14 protein-coding genes are annotated in these 13,871 nt (G+C 61.1%); 8 read left to right on the top strand and 6 right to left on the bottom strand.

The genetic code is table 11. The features are described from left to right. Window positions 1–50: 50 nt before the first annotated feature. Window positions 51–2,342: a beta-glucosidase BglX gene (gene bglX / locus NH234_RS07540; protein ID WP_085729953.1), complete on the bottom strand. Its 2,292-nt coding sequence runs from the start codon at window positions 2,340–2,342 to the stop codon at window positions 51–53. Between the two features lie 260 nt (window positions 2,343–2,602). Between bglX and NH234_RS07545 the strand changes: the two genes are divergently transcribed. The 4 genes from NH234_RS07545 to NH234_RS07560 all read left to right on the top strand — a co-directional run bounded on the left by NH234_RS07545 (window position 2,603) and on the right by NH234_RS07560 (window position 5,932). Next, window positions 2,603–3,211, top strand: coding sequence for a LemA family protein (locus tag NH234_RS07545; RefSeq protein WP_085729954.1), 609 nt, complete (start codon window positions 2,603–2,605; stop codon window positions 3,209–3,211). Between the two features lie 13 nt (window positions 3,212–3,224). After that, on the top strand, window positions 3,225–3,977 hold the full coding sequence (locus NH234_RS07550) for a TPM domain-containing protein (RefSeq protein ID WP_085729955.1): 753 nt from the start codon (window positions 3,225–3,227) through the stop codon (window positions 3,975–3,977). Window positions 3,978–4,007: 30 nt separating this feature from the next. Next, window positions 4,008–4,625, top strand: coding sequence for a TPM domain-containing protein (locus NH234_RS07555; RefSeq protein WP_085729956.1), 618 nt, complete (start codon window positions 4,008–4,010; stop codon window positions 4,623–4,625). A gap of 89 nt (window positions 4,626–4,714) precedes the next feature. Then, window positions 4,715–5,932, top strand: coding sequence for an SAM-dependent methyltransferase (locus NH234_RS07560; protein WP_085729957.1), 1,218 nt, complete (start codon window positions 4,715–4,717; stop codon window positions 5,930–5,932). Here NH234_RS07560 and NH234_RS07565 read toward each other — a convergent pair. Beyond that, window positions 5,922–6,836: a DMT family transporter gene (locus tag NH234_RS07565; RefSeq protein WP_085729958.1), complete on the bottom strand. Its 915-nt coding sequence runs from the start codon at window positions 6,834–6,836 to the stop codon at window positions 5,922–5,924. The two genes, NH234_RS07560 and NH234_RS07565, sit on opposite strands and share 11 nt — an antisense overlap. A 169-nt stretch (window positions 6,837–7,005) precedes the next feature. Between NH234_RS07565 and NH234_RS07570 the strand changes: the two genes are divergently transcribed. Further along, window positions 7,006–7,587, top strand: a complete 582-nt coding sequence (locus NH234_RS07570) for a DJ-1/PfpI family protein (RefSeq protein WP_085729959.1) — start codon at window positions 7,006–7,008, stop codon at window positions 7,585–7,587. 22 nt (window positions 7,588–7,609) lie between these two features. Beyond that, window positions 7,610–7,954: a YegP family protein gene (locus NH234_RS07575; RefSeq protein WP_085729960.1), complete on the top strand. Its 345-nt coding sequence runs from the start codon at window positions 7,610–7,612 to the stop codon at window positions 7,952–7,954. A 73-nt stretch (window positions 7,955–8,027) separates the two neighbouring features. On the opposite strand, the gene NH234_RS07580 is transcribed toward NH234_RS07575, so the two are convergent. Both NH234_RS07580 and NH234_RS07585 read right to left on the bottom strand, forming a co-directional pair. Then, window positions 8,028–8,909, bottom strand: a complete 882-nt coding sequence (locus NH234_RS07580) for a dihydrodipicolinate synthase family protein (RefSeq protein WP_367256159.1) — start codon at window positions 8,907–8,909, stop codon at window positions 8,028–8,030. 26 nt (window positions 8,910–8,935) lie between these two features. Next, window positions 8,936–9,718 (bottom strand): aldolase, encoded by a 783-nt coding sequence (locus tag NH234_RS07585; RefSeq protein ID WP_085729962.1) that lies wholly within the window; start codon window positions 9,716–9,718, stop codon window positions 8,936–8,938. 108 nt (window positions 9,719–9,826) lie between these two features. Here NH234_RS07585 and NH234_RS07590 point away from each other — a divergent pair, with 108 nt between their 5' ends. Then, the gene (locus tag NH234_RS07590) at window positions 9,827–10,369 is read left to right on the top strand and encodes a helix-turn-helix domain-containing protein (RefSeq protein WP_367256160.1); all 543 of its coding nucleotides are present in this window, start codon (window positions 9,827–9,829) and stop codon (window positions 10,367–10,369) included. Here the strand turns inward: NH234_RS07590 and NH234_RS07595 are convergent, their stop codons facing one another. Beyond that, window positions 10,370–11,389, bottom strand: a complete 1,020-nt coding sequence (locus NH234_RS07595; protein WP_085729964.1) for a DUF4917 family protein — start codon at window positions 11,387–11,389, stop codon at window positions 10,370–10,372. A gap of 154 nt (window positions 11,390–11,543) precedes the next feature. On the opposite strand from NH234_RS07595, the gene yiaY reads away from it, so the two are divergent. Further along, on the top strand, window positions 11,544–12,692 hold the full coding sequence (gene yiaY, locus NH234_RS07600; RefSeq protein ID WP_367256161.1) for an L-threonine dehydrogenase: 1,149 nt from the start codon (window positions 11,544–11,546) through the stop codon (window positions 12,690–12,692). Here the strand turns inward: yiaY and NH234_RS07605 are convergent. Beyond that, a complete protein-coding gene (locus NH234_RS07605) occupies window positions 12,689–13,855 on the bottom strand; it encodes a multidrug effflux MFS transporter (RefSeq protein WP_367256163.1) in 1,167 nt (388 codons plus the stop codon). The genes yiaY and NH234_RS07605 overlap by 4 nt on opposite strands. Window positions 13,856–13,871 lie beyond the last annotated feature (16 nt).

Genomic DNA, 13,871 nt, shown 5'->3' on the forward strand with positions numbered 1-13,871 from the left:
TGAGGGAACTGGCAAGCCAGCTCCCTCATTTTTATGTGTAGCTTTAACCGTTACAGCAATTCAAAGCTCTGCTGCGTCACGTCCTGGGAGTCCAGGCCGATCTGCACGTTGAACTTGCCAGGCTCGGCCGCGTACTTGAGCTGGGCGTTGTAGAACTTCAGGTCATCTTCGCTGATGGTGAAGTGCACGACTTTCTGCTCGCCGGCCTTGAGCATGATCTTCTGGAAGTTCTTCAGCTCCTTGACCGGACGGATCATCGAACCGGTGACATCCTGGATGTACAGTTGCACCACGGTTTCGCCGTCACGCTTGCCGGTGTTTTTCACCGTGACACTGGCGTCGAGCTTGCCGGTGGCGTTCAAGGTGGTCGACGACAGCGCCATGTCGCTCAGGCTGAAATCGGTGTAGCTCAGGCCGTAACCGAACGGGAACAGGGGCCCGGTGGTGTCATCGAAATACTGCGAGGTGTAGTTGCCCGGTTTGCCCGGCGTGAATGGCCGGCCAATGCTCAGGTGGTTGTAGTAGGTCGGGATCTGGCCCACGGAACGCGGGAAGGTTACCGGCAGTTTGCCCGACGGGTTGTAGTCGCCGAACAACACGTCGGCGATGGCGTTGCCGCCCTCGGTGCCGCTGAACCAGGTCTCCAGAATCGCGTCAGCCTGTTCTTTCTCTTCAAGAATCGTCAGCGGACGGCCGTTCATCAGCACCAACACCAACGGCTTGCCGGTGGCTTTCAGGGCACGGATCAGCTCGCGCTGGTTTTCCGGGATGTTCAGGTCGGTACGGCTCGACGATTCGTGGGACATGCCACGGGACTCGCCCACGGCTGCAACGATTACGTCAGCGTCCTTGGAGGCTTTTACCGCTTCGTCGATCAGCACGTTGGCCGGGCGCGGGTCATCGACCACTTCCGGCGCATCGAAGTTGAGGAAGTTCAGGTAGTCGAGGATCTTCTTGTCATTGGTGATGTTGGCGCCACGGGCGTAGATCAGGTTCGCCTTGTCGCCGATCACACTGCTCATGCCGTCGAACAGCGTGACCGATTGCGCCGGTTTGCCGGCAGCGGCCCAGCTACCCATCATGTCGATCGGGGCCTTGGCCAGTGGACCGACCAGCGCAACCTTCGCGGTTTTCTTCAGCGGCAGGGTTTCGTTCTGGTTCTTCAGCAGCACCAGGCTGCGACGAGCGACGTCACGGGCGTCGGCGCGGTGCAGGCGGCTGTCGGCGTAGGTGTCAGCCGGGTCGTCTTCAGCCTTGCCGATACGCAGGTACGGGTCCTTGAACAGGCCCATGTCGTACTTGGCGGCGAGGACTTCACGCACGGCGTTGTCGATGTCTTTCTGTTCAATCTCGCCGGACTTGAGCAGTCCCGGCAGTTCTTTGCCGTACAGGGTGTCGTTCATACTCATGTCGATGCCGGCCTTGATTGCCAGCTTCGCCGCTTCGCGACCGTCGGCGGCCACGCCGTGCTTGATCAGTTCGAAGATCGCGCCGTGGTCGCTGACTGCCAGGCCCTTGAAGCCCCACTCCTTGCGCAGCAGGTCATTCATCAGCCAGGTATTGGCGGTGGCCGGGATGCCGTTGATCGAGTTCAACGCCACCATCACGCCGCCGGCGCCGGCATCAATCGCGGCGCGGTACGGTGGCAGGTAGTCCTGGTACATCTTCACCGGGCTCATGTCGACGGTGTTGTAGTCGCGACCGCCCTCGACCGCGCCGTACAGGGCGAAGTGCTTGACGCTGGCCATGATGCTGTCGGCCGCGCTCGGGGTGTCGCCTTGATAGGCCTTGACCATGACTTTGGCGATACGCGAGGTCAGGTAGGTGTCTTCACCGAAACCTTCGGAGCTGCGGCCCCAGCGCGGGTCGCGGGAAATATCGACCATCGGCGCAAAGGTGATGTCGAGGCTGTCGGCAGCGGCCTCTTTGGCGGCAATGCGCCCGGACTGGCCGATGGCATCCATGTCCCAGCTCGATGCCAGGGCCAGAGGGATCGGGAAAATCGTACGGTGACCGTGGATCACGTCGTACGCGAAAAACATCGGGATCTTCAGGCGACTGCGCATGGCAGCGTCCTGCATCGGACGGTTTTCCGGGCGGGTGATCGAGTTGAACGTGCCACCGATGTTGCCGGCGGCGATCTCTTTGCGGATCAGCTCGCGGGGCATTTCCGGGCCGATACTGATCAGGCGCAACTGGCCGATCTTCTCGTCGAGGGTCATTTGTTTCATCAGGTTACTGATGAACGCGTCCTTGTTTTCCAGGGGTACCGGGGTCGTGGCGGCCAGTACTTGATGACTGGCCAGGCTGACGAACAGGCCCAGCAAACACAGCTTCTTCATGAATAGTTTTCTCAAGGGCCTAAACGGCGTTGCAATGCCGGCCAGCCAAAATTTAGGGAGCGACTATTGTTGTTCGGGTGCTGATTCAGAAAACGACAGCCGAATGTACGTCGAATGTTTCGGCGACGTGATCGCGCAGGGCCTCTTTTTAGCCCATCGGCCCGCTGCAATCCAGTGGTGCGGGCGATTATGCCCCAACCGCCGGCTGAGAATGTTTCGCGAGTCATTATTCATGAAATGTGCAAGGGAGCACCCGTCCGATGAATGTCAGTCCTGTCTACCGCTCGCGTTTGCAGGTCGCCACCTTGCTGGTGCTGGCCACGTTGTTGACCGCTTGCGGCATCAACAACATTCCTACCCTCGACGAACAGGCCAAGGCTGCCTGGGGCCAGGTACAGAACCAGTACCAGCGCCGCGCCGACCTGATCCCCAATCTGGTGGAAACGGTCAGGGGCTACGCCAAGCACGAAGAGGCCACCCTGACAGCGGTTGTCGAGGCCCGTGCCAAGGCGACGTCGATCCAGGTCGATGCCAGTACCCTCGACAACCCGGAAAAGCTCAAGCAGTTTCAGCAGGCACAGGACCAACTGAGCGGTGCCTTGAGCCGGTTGATGGTGGTCTCCGAGCGCTACCCGGACCTCAAGGCCAACCAGAACTTCCTCGCCCTGCAATCGCAACTTGAAGGCACCGAGAACCGCATCGCTGTGGCACGTCGCGATTTCATCCTGGCGGTGCAGAAGTACAACACCGAGATCCGTACCTTTCCTGGCCGCTTCTGGCACAGCGTGATGTACAGCGATCTGCCGATCCGCGAGACCTTCGAAGCCACCAGCCCCGGCGCGGACAAGGCCCCGGAAGTGAAGTTCTGAGCCGGGGATGCCTATGCGTGTGTTGAAGTTGGGCCTGGTGCTGATGCTGTGGCTTTTCGCTGTCAGCGCCCGGGCCGAGTTGATCTTTCCGGCGCTGACCGGGCGGGTGGTGGACGACGCGCAGATGATCGAGCCCTCGGTGCGCGCGCAGCTGAACCAGCAGTTGCAGGCCCACGAACAGGCGACCGGCGAGCAACTGGTGGTCGTCACATTGCCGAACCTGCAAGGCGCAACCATCGAGGACTACGGGGTCGAACTCGGCCGGCACTGGGGCATCGGCCAGAAGGACAAGAATAATGGCGCGCTGTTGATCGTCGCCCGGGACGAGCGCAAATTGCGCATCGAAGTCGGCTACGGGCTGGAGGATCGCCTGACCGATGCCCAGAGTTCGGTGATCATTCATCAGGTCATCACGCCGTCGTTCAAGGCCGGCAATTTCAGCAAAGGCATCAGCGACGGTGTCGCGGCAATGCTGGTGGTGCTGGGGGGTAATCCGCTGGATGAACCTTCTACGGTGTATGAATCATCTGGCGATCCTTCGGACGATTTCGTCTCGCGGCACCCGGCGTTGTTCGTATTTCTGGTGATGTTGTTCATCCTGACTGTTTTTATCTGCCAGATGCTCGGTATCCTTCCCGCCGGCCGCGGCGGCTCCGGAGGAGGGGGCGGCTTTGGTGGCGGAGGTTTTGGCGGCGGCGGTGGAGGCGGGGGCTTCAGCGGCGGCGGTGGCAGTTTCGGCGGGGGCGGGTCCTCCGGCGGCTGGTGATAACAATAATGAGAGCAGGCACTTCACGACATGGCATTACTGACTGAACACGAACAACGCAAGGTCGCCGAGGCCATCGCCCGGGTCGAGCGCGACACCGACGCCGAACTGGTGACGGTGCTCGCGGCCCGCGCCGACGACTACGCGTACATCCCGTTGCTGTGGGCGAGCCTGCTGGCGCTGGTGGTGCCGGGGATCGTGCATTACCTGACCGGCTGGCTGACGATGCATAGCCTGTTGCTGGTGCAATGGGTCAGTTTTGTCGTGCTGTGCCTGGTGTTTCGTCTGCCCAAGGTCACTACCCATCTGATCCCGCGCCATGTCCGGCACTGGCGCGCTTCGAACCTGGCGCGGCGGCAGTTTCTCGAACAGAACCTGCATCACACGGTGGGCGGCACCGGCATGCTGATTTTCGTCTGCGAGGCGGAGCGGTATGTGGAGATCCTGGTGGATGAAGGGATTTCCAAAAAACTGGATAACAAGAGCTGGGATTCGATTGTCGCGGTGTTTACCGAGCAGGTGCGGCAGGGGCAGACGTTGCAGGGCTTTGTCACTTGCATCGAGGCCTGTGGCGAGTTGCTCAAAGTGCATGTGCCGGTGACGCAGGTAAGGAATGAGTTGCCCAATCGCTTGGTGGTGTTGGGATAAGCCGTTCGGGAAATTAGCCGTGCCCTTGAACGCCATCCCCCCTAAACTAGCGGCCATTCCCGATTTGCCCGTCCGAGGCCGTTTTCTGCATGTCTGCCACCGCCGTTTCCACCCCCGATCACCACGCCCAGTTCATCGAGCTGCTGCAAACCAGCCTCGAACAGAACGGCTTCATCAAACTGGTGCTTGCCAAGTACGTCGGCGAAGAAGCGGATCTGCAGCGGATCATCATCAAACCGGTGACGGTCAAGGCACAGCCGTGCCTGTCGTTCGTTTATCGCTACAAGACCCGTGACATCACCAAGAACCTGCCGCTGGACGAAGCGCTGGCGACGATTGCCGGGCTGTTGCCGGCGGCGTTCAAAAATGCGCATTTGCTCACGCTGACTGACGAAGCCCAGCTCGAATACAGCAAAAAGGGCAAAAGTTCGCTGTTCAAGAGCAAACCCCAGCAATTGCGCGAAGTGCCGTCCGCCGAGCATAACCGTGAGAAGAACCGCTTCCTTGATCTGAAAAGACCGTTCCTCAAGGATCTGGGCGTCACTAACGCGCAACACGAACTCATCCCGGCGATGTCGCGCAAGTGGAAGCAGATCAACAAGTTCATCGAAGTCTTCAGCCATGCACTGACTTCGTCACCGCTGGCCCTGGACAAACCGGTGCGGGTGGCGGATTTCGGTTCGGGCAAGGGTTATCTGACGTTCGCCATTCATGACTATTTGCGCAACACCCTTAAGGCCGAGGGTGAAGTCACCGGCGTCGAACTGCGCGAAGAGATGGTCAACCTGTGCAACGCCGCCGCGCAGAAACTCGACCACCCGGGGCTGGTTTTCAAGTGCGGTGATGTGCGCAGCGTGGCGCCGAGCGAGCTGGAAGTGATGATCGCCCTGCATGCCTGCGACATCGCCACCGACTACGCGATCCATACCGGCATTCGTTCCGGCGCAGCGATCATCATGTGCTCGCCGTGCTGCCACAAGCAGATCCGACTGCAGATCCAGAGCCCGGCACTGCTCAAGCCGATGCTGCAATACGGTTTGCACCTGGGCCAGCAGGCGGAAATGGTCACTGACAGCCTGCGTGCGCTGTTCCTCGAAGCCTGCGGTTACGAGACCAAAGTGTTCGAATTCATCTCGCTGGAACACACCAACAAGAACAAGATGATCCTCGCCGTGAAGCGCGCCGAGCCGGTGGACTCGGCCCAGTTGCTGGTGAAAATTCAAGAGCTGAAGGCGTTCTATCACATCAGCGAGCATTGCCTCGAAACGCTGCTGCTCGCCGATGGCCTGCTGCCGCTCAAGGCTTGAGCTGAACCCCGGCCGGTAACGTGCCCGGTTGAGCCGGGCGCACCGCGGTCTTGCGCCCGAGCATCACCGTCGCGATCACCCCGCAGGCGAACAGCCAGGTGATCGGTTCCACGTGTTCCCCGAAGAACAGCGCGGAAAACGCGATGGTGAAAAAGATCTGCAACAGCTGAATCTGACTGACCCGGGCAATGCCGCCCATGGCCAGCCCGGCGTACCACGCGAAAAAACCCAGGAATTGCGAGAACAGCGCAACGTAACCGAAGGCCCACCAGGTTTTCGTCGACACTGCGCCCTGATGCTGGAACGCCAGATACAGCACCGGGCCGATCAGTAACGGCGTCGACAGCACCAGCGCCCAGCAGATCACCTGCCAACCGCCCATTTCCCGTGCCAGGCGTCCGCCCTCGGCATAACCCAGACCACCCACCGCAATCGCACCCAGCATCAGCAAATCACCGGCCTGAATGCTGCCGGCGCCGGTGTACAACGCGTAACCCAGAACGAGCGCACTGCCTAAAGCGGCGCAGGCCCAGAAGGCTTTCGATGGACGCTCATGGGACAGCCACGCGGCGTACAGCGCCACGCACAGTGGCTGCAAACCGTTGACCAGCGCGCCGTGGGACGCCGGCAGCGTTTGCATGGCCCACGCCGACAGCACCGGGAAACCGAGAATCACCCCGGCGATTACCAGACTCAAACCTTTGACCTGATGCCAGGTCGGCCACTTTTCCCGGCGCCACAACAGCAGCAACGCCGCCGGAATCGCCGCGAACAACGCGCGGCCGAGGCCGTTGAGCAGCGGGTGCAGTTCCTGCACCACGATGCGGGTGAAGGGCAGGGTAAGGCTGAAGATCACAACACCGAGCAGGCCCAGGGCCATGCCGGTGTTTTCGCGCGAAGACATGTTGGCAACCAGATTCGAGGGTGGCAGGGAGGTGGCTTCATCTAGCCACAAACCACGGCAATCGGGCTGTTACAGCTGGGCGCAGAGTTATCCATACAGTTTGCGAACGCTATCGCGGTCCTTGGGCTACTTTGAATACTCCTGTGCATTCACCAGAGGAGTCCTGTCCATGGCCGCGAAAAAAATTCTGATGCTGGTCGGCGATTACGTCGAAGACTACGAAGTGATGGTGCCGTTCCAGGCCCTGCAAATGGTCGGGCACACCGTGCACGCCGTGTGCCCCGAAAAAGCCGCCGGCAAGACCGTGCGCACCGCGATTCATGATTTCGAAGGCGATCAGACTTACAGCGAGAAACCCGGTCACCAGTTCGCCCTGAACTTCGATTTCGCCAAGGTCGACGCCAAGGACTACGACGCGTTGCTGGTGCCCGGTGGCCGTGCGCCGGAATACCTGCGGCTGAACGAAAAAGTCCTGGAACTGGTGCGAGCTTTCGACAAGGCCGGCAAGCCGATTGCTGCCGTCTGTCACGGTGCGCAACTGCTGGCGGCGGCGGGGATTCTCGAAGGACGCGAGTGCAGCGCCTATCCGGCTTGTGCCCCGGAAGTACGGCTGGCCGGCGGCACTTACATCGACATTCCGGTCACGGACGGTCATGTCCAGGGCAATCTGGCCACCGCACCCGCCTGGCCGGCACACCCGAAATGGCTGGCCGGGTTCTTGGGGTTGCTCGGGACTAAAATCACCCTGTGACCCATCGATAAGGAGACGCAGCATGTCCGGATGGTATGAATTGAGCAAAAGCAGCAACGGCCAGTTCAGGTTCGTGCTGAAAGCGGCAAATGCCGAAACCATTCTGACCAGCGAGTTGTACACCTCTCACAGTGCCGCCGAAAACGGTATCGCTGCAGTGCAGGTCAACAGCCCGCTGGACGAGCGCTACGAGAGGAAGTCGACGAAGGACGGCCATCCTTACTTCAATCTCAAGGCTGCCAACCACCAGATCATCGGCAGCAGCGAGTCCTATTCATCGGACGCGGCGTGTGCCAAAGGCATTGCTGCGGTCAAGGCCAATGGGCCGACGAAGGTGATCAAGGACAAAACCTTGCCGGTGCTCTGAGTTCACCTCCAGCACAAAAACCTGTGGGGCCGGCAGCGTGCCGATCCCACAGGTGTTTTGTCGTGCCTGAAGATCAGCGCAGGGTTTTGAGAATGGCCTGCAACTGATTGCGCCCGGCCTCGCTCAACGGGAACACCGGCAAGCGTGGATTACCCACTTCCAGCCCGGTGTCACGCAGACCGGCCTTGATCGTCGCCGGCAAGCCGCCCTTGAGGATGAAATCCAGCAGCGGCAACTGGCGGTAGAACAGCTCCCGCGCCTTGCCCAGATTCCCCGCCAGTGTGGCTTCGTACAAATCCAGGTTGAGTTGCGGAATAAGGTTCGGCGCCGCCGTGCACCAGCCCTTGGCGCCAGCCGCGAAGGCTTCCAGCGCCAGCGGGTTGCAGCCGTTGTAGAAGGGCACCCGGCCTTCGCCGAGCAGTTGCAGCTTGTGCATGCGCTGGATGTCGCCGGTGCTCTCCTTGACCATGGTCACGTTTTCCACGCCGTTGACGATGCGCAGGATCAGCTCCACCGACATGTCGGTGCCGCTGGTGCCCGGGTTGTTGTAGAGCATGATCGGCACGCCGATGCTGTCGCCGATGGCGCGGTAATGGGCGAGGATTTCTGCGTCGGTGAGCTTCCAGTAGGACGCCGGCAGCACCATCACCACGTCGGCGCCATGGGCTTCGGCGAAACGGGCGCGGCGCACGGCGTTGGCGGTGGTCAGGTCGGAGACGCTGACCACGGTCGGCACCCGTTTGGCCACGTGCTTGATGCTGAATTCGGCGACCTGGTCCCACTCCGCGTCGCTCAGGTAGGCGCCTTCGCCGGTGCTGCCCAGTGGCGCGATGGCGTGGACGCCGCCGGCGATCAGGCGGTCGATCGAACGGCCGAGGGCCGGCAGGTCAAGACCTTCGCCGTTGGCGCCGAACGGGGTGATGGTGTAGCCGATGATGCCGTGAATGTTGGACATGAGAGTGCTCCGCAAGGATGAGGTGTTCAGTTCAGGCAATCGGCGTGCTGGCGCAGGTTCTGCCGGGCGTAGTAGTTGAAGGCCGCGGCGTGGCGTTTGGGTTTCGATACCCAGTCATGCGCCTCGCGGCCCAGCTCGGGAATGATCGGTTTGATCGTCCCGGCGGCCATGGCCAGCAGTTGCAGTTTGGCGGCGCGCTCGATCAATTGGGCGATGACACAGGCTTCCTCAATGGTCGCCCCGGTCGACAGCTGACCGTGATGGGAAAGCAGGATTGCCCGTTTGTCGCCCAACGCCCCGGCAATCAATTCGCCTTCTTCGTTACCGACCGGCACGCCCGGCCAGCCTTCAAGGAACGCGCAGTCGTCGTACAGCGGGCACAGGTCCATGTGGGAAATCTGCAACGGTACTTCCAGCATCGACAGCGCGGCAATGTGCGTCGGGTGGGTGTGAATGATGCAGTTCACGTCCGGCCGGGCGCGGTACACCCAACTGTGGAAACGGTTGGCCGGGTTGGCCATGCCGTGACCTTCGAGCACTTCCAGGTCTTCGTTGACCAGCAGCAGATTGCTCGCGGTGATTTCATCGAACCCCAGGCCCAGTTGCTGCGTGTAGTAAGTGCCCGGCTGTGGGCCACGGGCGGTGATCTGCCCGGCGAGGCCCGAATCGTGGCCGTTTTCGAAGAGGATCCGGCAGGTCAGGGCCAGCTTTTGCCGGTCCGTCCACGTATTATCCGCCAGGCTTTTTTGCATCTGGGTCAGCGCTTGCTTGACCAGTTGGTCTTTGGGTAGTGCTAATGTCTTCGCCATATCCGTGTCCTGTGGTGGTTGCCATGGATGACACTTAAGAGGCTATATGACACTTTGTGTCATTGGCAAGGACAAATCGTCTTTCCTTTGCTGGAATAATCGCTTCGCATGTCTATCCGTTTGAAATTATTGAGAAAAAAACTTGGCGTAACCCTTGAGGCACTGGCCGAGAAATCCGGCATGACCAAGAGTTATCTATCGAAAGTCGAACGCGGGTTGAACACACCGTCGATTGCCGCTGCGTTGAAACTGGCGAAAGCGCTGAACGTGAAAGTCGAGGAGCTGTTCTCCGAAGACAACATCAGCCTCGACAGCTACAGCCTGGTGCGCAGCCACGAACGCCAGTCACTGGCGGCCAACGATCACAGCCCGGGATACGCGGTGCTGGCCCATCAGGTCAGCGAGCGCAGCCTGCTGCCGTTCATCATCTATCCGCCGACTGAATTCACCGACAAGACCTTCAAGGAGCATCTGGGCGAGGAGTTCCTGTTCGTTCACGAAGGCCGGGTCGAAGTGGACTTCATGAACGAACGGGTACTGCTGGAGCGGGGCGACGCGCTGCACTTCAATGCGCAGAAACCGCACCGGATCCGCTCGGTGGGCGAGGAGCAGGCGCAACTTCTGGTGGTCGTGCACAGCAGCGAAGAATGATCAGACTTCGACGGGAACCGAAAGCTTTGGATTGCCCAGCGCATGGCTCTTGGAATCAAAGAACCGCAACTCGGCGCCCGTGCCCTCGAATACCTTCGCATAATGCCGCTTCTGGTGCTGGATGAACGCCGCGCTGCGCGGGTAGATCGAGATCGCCACGGTCTTCGGTTTCGCCAGCCGCAGGGCACGCACGATGTGGCTGTCCTGCTCGCCCAGGGCGTGGCCGAAGATGCACAGGCTGTCGCCGTGCCCCAGTAACTGGTCGTAGCAGAACGACAGATAATCGGAGCTGCGGATGGTCTTGAGTTTGTCCGCGCTCGGCCCTTCGTTGACGAACAGCGGCACGTCGTCGAGGGTCTTGAGCGTGTTGTTGATCGCGAAACTGCCGAGCAGCGTGCCTTCGGTGGCGGTCAGTTTGCGGGCGCTGCCGTCCTGGTTGCGCACCAGATGCAGACCGCCGTGCAGGTACAGCAGACGCGGTTTGTCAGTGCAGCTTTCGCACAGGTCGAAGCTGGCGTCGGGGCCGTTGAACAGGTCGTCGATGGCCTCGCCCTGATGTTGTAGGGCCCAGTAGTTGAGCAGGTCGTAATTGGTGGTGAACACCGTGCGATAACTGGCCAGTTCGCGGTTCAGGATCGTCAGGGTCGACGCTTCGATCAGTCGCCACGGAATGTGCAAATCGTGGACGGCATTGATCAGCGCCTCCTTGATCGCGTAGTAGCGATTGCGCGGTGCGGCCGAGCTGACGGCCAGTGCCTTGTTGACCCGGCTGGTGGTTTTCAGCGCGCCGAGCACCTGCTCGAAACTGCGCGTCTGCATCGCATCGAATACGCTCAGTTCCGACGGGCTCAACGGTTTTTCTTCCACCGTGCGGGCGTTTTCGAACAGCGAGTCGTAGCCGAAATCGTCCCACACCGCGCGGCTGGCACCGTTGCCCACCAGTAAGCCGCTGAAGTCGGTGGTGGCGCGTAACGCGTTCCAGTCTTCGAGGGAAGCGTCGACATCCAGAAAATCGGTCATTGCAGGGCACGTCTCAAAACAAGGGGCAGATGGGCGGCGACTTTATCACGAGCGGGCATTGAGCCAGATCAACATCCGCCGTGACCGATCGGTCGATCCTGTATGCATCCGCCGAATCGCAGGAGTCGATCCGGCCCCTGTCAGGAGACGTGTCATGAGCAGCACCTTTTTCATTCCCGCGGTAAACATCATGGGCAGCGGCTGCCTCGACGAAGCCATGAATGCCATCCGCAACTACGGTTTTCGCAAGGCGCTGATCGTCACCGACGCCGGGTTGGCCAAGGCCGGCGTGGCGACCATGATCGCCGAGAAACTGGCGATGCAGGACATCGACTCGTTGATCTTCGACGGCGCCAAACCCAATCCGAGCATCGCCAATGTCGAGGCCGGGCTGGCGCTGCTCAAGGACAACCGGTGTGATTTCGTCGTGTCACTCGGCGGCGGCTCGCCCCACGACTGCGCCAAGGGCATCGCCCTGTGCGCGACCAATGGCGGGCAGATCCGTGACTACGAAGGCGTCGATCAATCGGCCAAGCCGCAACTGCCGCTGATTGCCATCAACACCACGGCCGGCACGGCCAGCGAGATGACCCGGTTCTGCATCATCACCGACGAAACCCGTCACGTGAAAATGGCCATTGTCGACCGTAATGTCACGCCGCTGCTGTCGGTCAACGACCCGGCGTTGATGGTCGCCATGCCGAAAAGCCTGACCGCCGCCACCGGCATGGACGCACTGACCCACGCCATCGAAGCCTACGTGTCCACCGCCGCCAACCCGATCACCGATGCCTGCGCGTTGAAGGCGATCACCCTGATCAGCAACAACCTGCGCCTGGCGGTACGCGACGGCAGCGACCTCGCCGCACGGGAAAACATGGCGTATGCGCAGTTCCTCGCCGGCATGGCGTTCAACAATGCGTCCCTCGGTTACGTGCATGCGATGGCGCACCAGTTGGGCGGTTTCTACGATTTGCCTCACGGGGTGTGCAACGCGGTGTTGCTGCCCCATGTGCAGACGTTCAACGCATTGGTCTGCGCCGATCGCCTTACTGATGTGGCCCATGCCATGGGCGCCGACATTCGTGGTTTCAGCCCGGAGGAGGGCGCAAAAGCCGCGATTGACGCAATCCGTTGCCTGGCCAAAGACGTCGACATCCCCGGCGGCTTGCGTGACCTCGGCGCCAAATGCACCGACATTCCGGTACTTGCCGCCAATGCCCTGAAAGACGCCTGCGGTTTCACCAACCCGCGGGCGGCGGATCAGCGACAGATCGAGGAGATTTTCCGCAGCGCGTTTTAAGCGGTCTGACGATCGGGCGTGAACCTCGTGCAGAGCACCGCGCCCGCCGCCAGAAAGCAACACAGCAGCGACAGCGGCCACGCGTGTGGACCGGCCAGCAGGCTGGCCACCGCGCCGATCAACGCGGCCATCAATTGATGAATGAAACCACTCAGGGCCATTGCGTAAGCGCCGGCAATCGGCGCTCCATCGTTGGCCCGTGACAGGCTGATCGGATAGTTCAGCGACTGGCCGAACACGGCGACGCAGTAAGGCAACCAAAGCAGCCAGGCAATGGAGCTGGCCAACAGGCTGCCCGCCAGCATCACCCCGCTTCCGGCCATCACCAGGCCCACACCCAACGTCATCAACCGATGCTGACCGGTACGCAGGACAAAGCGATTGACCGCCAGCGCCCCCAGAAAATACGCCGCACTGATCGGCCAGCCCAGCAGCCCGTAATCGGTCGTCGACCAACCGAACGGGCCTTGCAGAATCAACGGTGCTGCGCTGTTGAACGCGATGATCACGCCATAACCCAGACCACCCGCGAGCGCCGGCAGAAGAAACGCCCGGTGAGTCAGAATCCTTCCGTAGACCGCCCAGGGCGATGCGGTTGCGGGCGTCTCGACGAGTTTCGGGAAATTCAGGCGCGAAACAATCGCGGCCATCGACAGGCTGACCGCACCCAGCAGATAGAAGATCGCCTGCCAGCCCAGCGTCACCTGAATCAGCGAGCCGGCGTATTGCCCGATCCCGAGCGCGACGACGAACGAAATCGAAATCCACGACAACGCCTTCGCCAGCAGATCGCCCCGGAAACTGTCTCGGATCAGCACCCGCGCCATCACCGAAATACCGCTGGCGCCGATCCCTTGAAACAGTCGCAGCAGCAGGAACGACTCCAGTGTCGAGCCCAACGGCAACCCCAGGTTCGCCAGCCCGTAAATCCCCAGCGCCGCCAGCAGCACCGGTTTGCGGCCGATACGCTGCGCGAGGCTGCCCCAGAGCAGCATCGGCAGCGCCATGCCGATCAGGTACAGCGACAAGCCCCAGGCCACCTGCGTTGCATCGACGTGCAAGTGCCCGGCGATCTGCGGCAACGCCGGCAGGTAAATGCTCATGCCCAACTGGGCGAGGAACACGGTGGAGCAGGTGATGAGCAGGATGAAGCCGGGGTTCATGAGTCGTCCGTGAAGG

Origin of the sequence: Pseudomonas sp. stari2 (assembly GCF_040760005.1) — a bacterium.
In the GTDB taxonomy this organism is placed as follows: Bacteria; Pseudomonadota; Gammaproteobacteria; order Pseudomonadales; family Pseudomonadaceae; genus Aquipseudomonas.

What these genes read in the sequence shown, in the direction of transcription:
- NH234_RS07545 (WP_085729954.1), top strand. Translation starts at nt 2,603, where the DNA reads ATGAATGTCAGTCCTGTCTACCGCTCGCGTTTGCAGGTCGCCACCTTG.
- NH234_RS07570 (WP_085729959.1), top strand. Translation starts at nt 7,006, where the DNA reads ATGGCCGCGAAAAAAATTCTGATGCTGGTCGGCGATTACGTCGAAGAC.
- NH234_RS07590 (WP_367256160.1), top strand. Translation starts at nt 9,827, where the DNA reads ATGTCTATCCGTTTGAAATTATTGAGAAAAAAACTTGGCGTAACCCTT.
- NH234_RS07605 (WP_367256163.1), bottom strand. Translation starts at nt 13,855, where the DNA reads ATGAACCCCGGCTTCATCCTGCTCATCACCTGCTCCACCGTGTTCCTC.
- NH234_RS07585 (WP_085729962.1), bottom strand. Translation starts at nt 9,718, where the DNA reads ATGGCGAAGACATTAGCACTACCCAAAGACCAACTGGTCAAGCAAGCG.
- NH234_RS07550 (WP_085729955.1), top strand. Translation starts at nt 3,225, where the DNA reads ATGCGTGTGTTGAAGTTGGGCCTGGTGCTGATGCTGTGGCTTTTCGCT.
- NH234_RS07555 (WP_085729956.1), top strand. Translation starts at nt 4,008, where the DNA reads ATGGCATTACTGACTGAACACGAACAACGCAAGGTCGCCGAGGCCATC.
- NH234_RS07580 (WP_367256159.1), bottom strand. Translation starts at nt 8,909, where the DNA reads ATGTCCAACATTCACGGCATCATCGGCTACACCATCACCCCGTTCGGC.
- NH234_RS07595 (WP_085729964.1), bottom strand. Translation starts at nt 11,389, where the DNA reads ATGACCGATTTTCTGGATGTCGACGCTTCCCTCGAAGACTGGAACGCG.
- bglX (WP_085729953.1), bottom strand. Translation starts at nt 2,342, where the DNA reads ATGAAGAAGCTGTGTTTGCTGGGCCTGTTCGTCAGCCTGGCCAGTCAT.
- NH234_RS07560 (WP_085729957.1), top strand. Translation starts at nt 4,715, where the DNA reads ATGTCTGCCACCGCCGTTTCCACCCCCGATCACCACGCCCAGTTCATC.
- NH234_RS07565 (WP_085729958.1), bottom strand. Translation starts at nt 6,836, where the DNA reads ATGTCTTCGCGCGAAAACACCGGCATGGCCCTGGGCCTGCTCGGTGTT.
- yiaY (WP_367256161.1), top strand. Translation starts at nt 11,544, where the DNA reads ATGAGCAGCACCTTTTTCATTCCCGCGGTAAACATCATGGGCAGCGGC.
- NH234_RS07575 (WP_085729960.1), top strand. Translation starts at nt 7,610, where the DNA reads ATGTCCGGATGGTATGAATTGAGCAAAAGCAGCAACGGCCAGTTCAGG.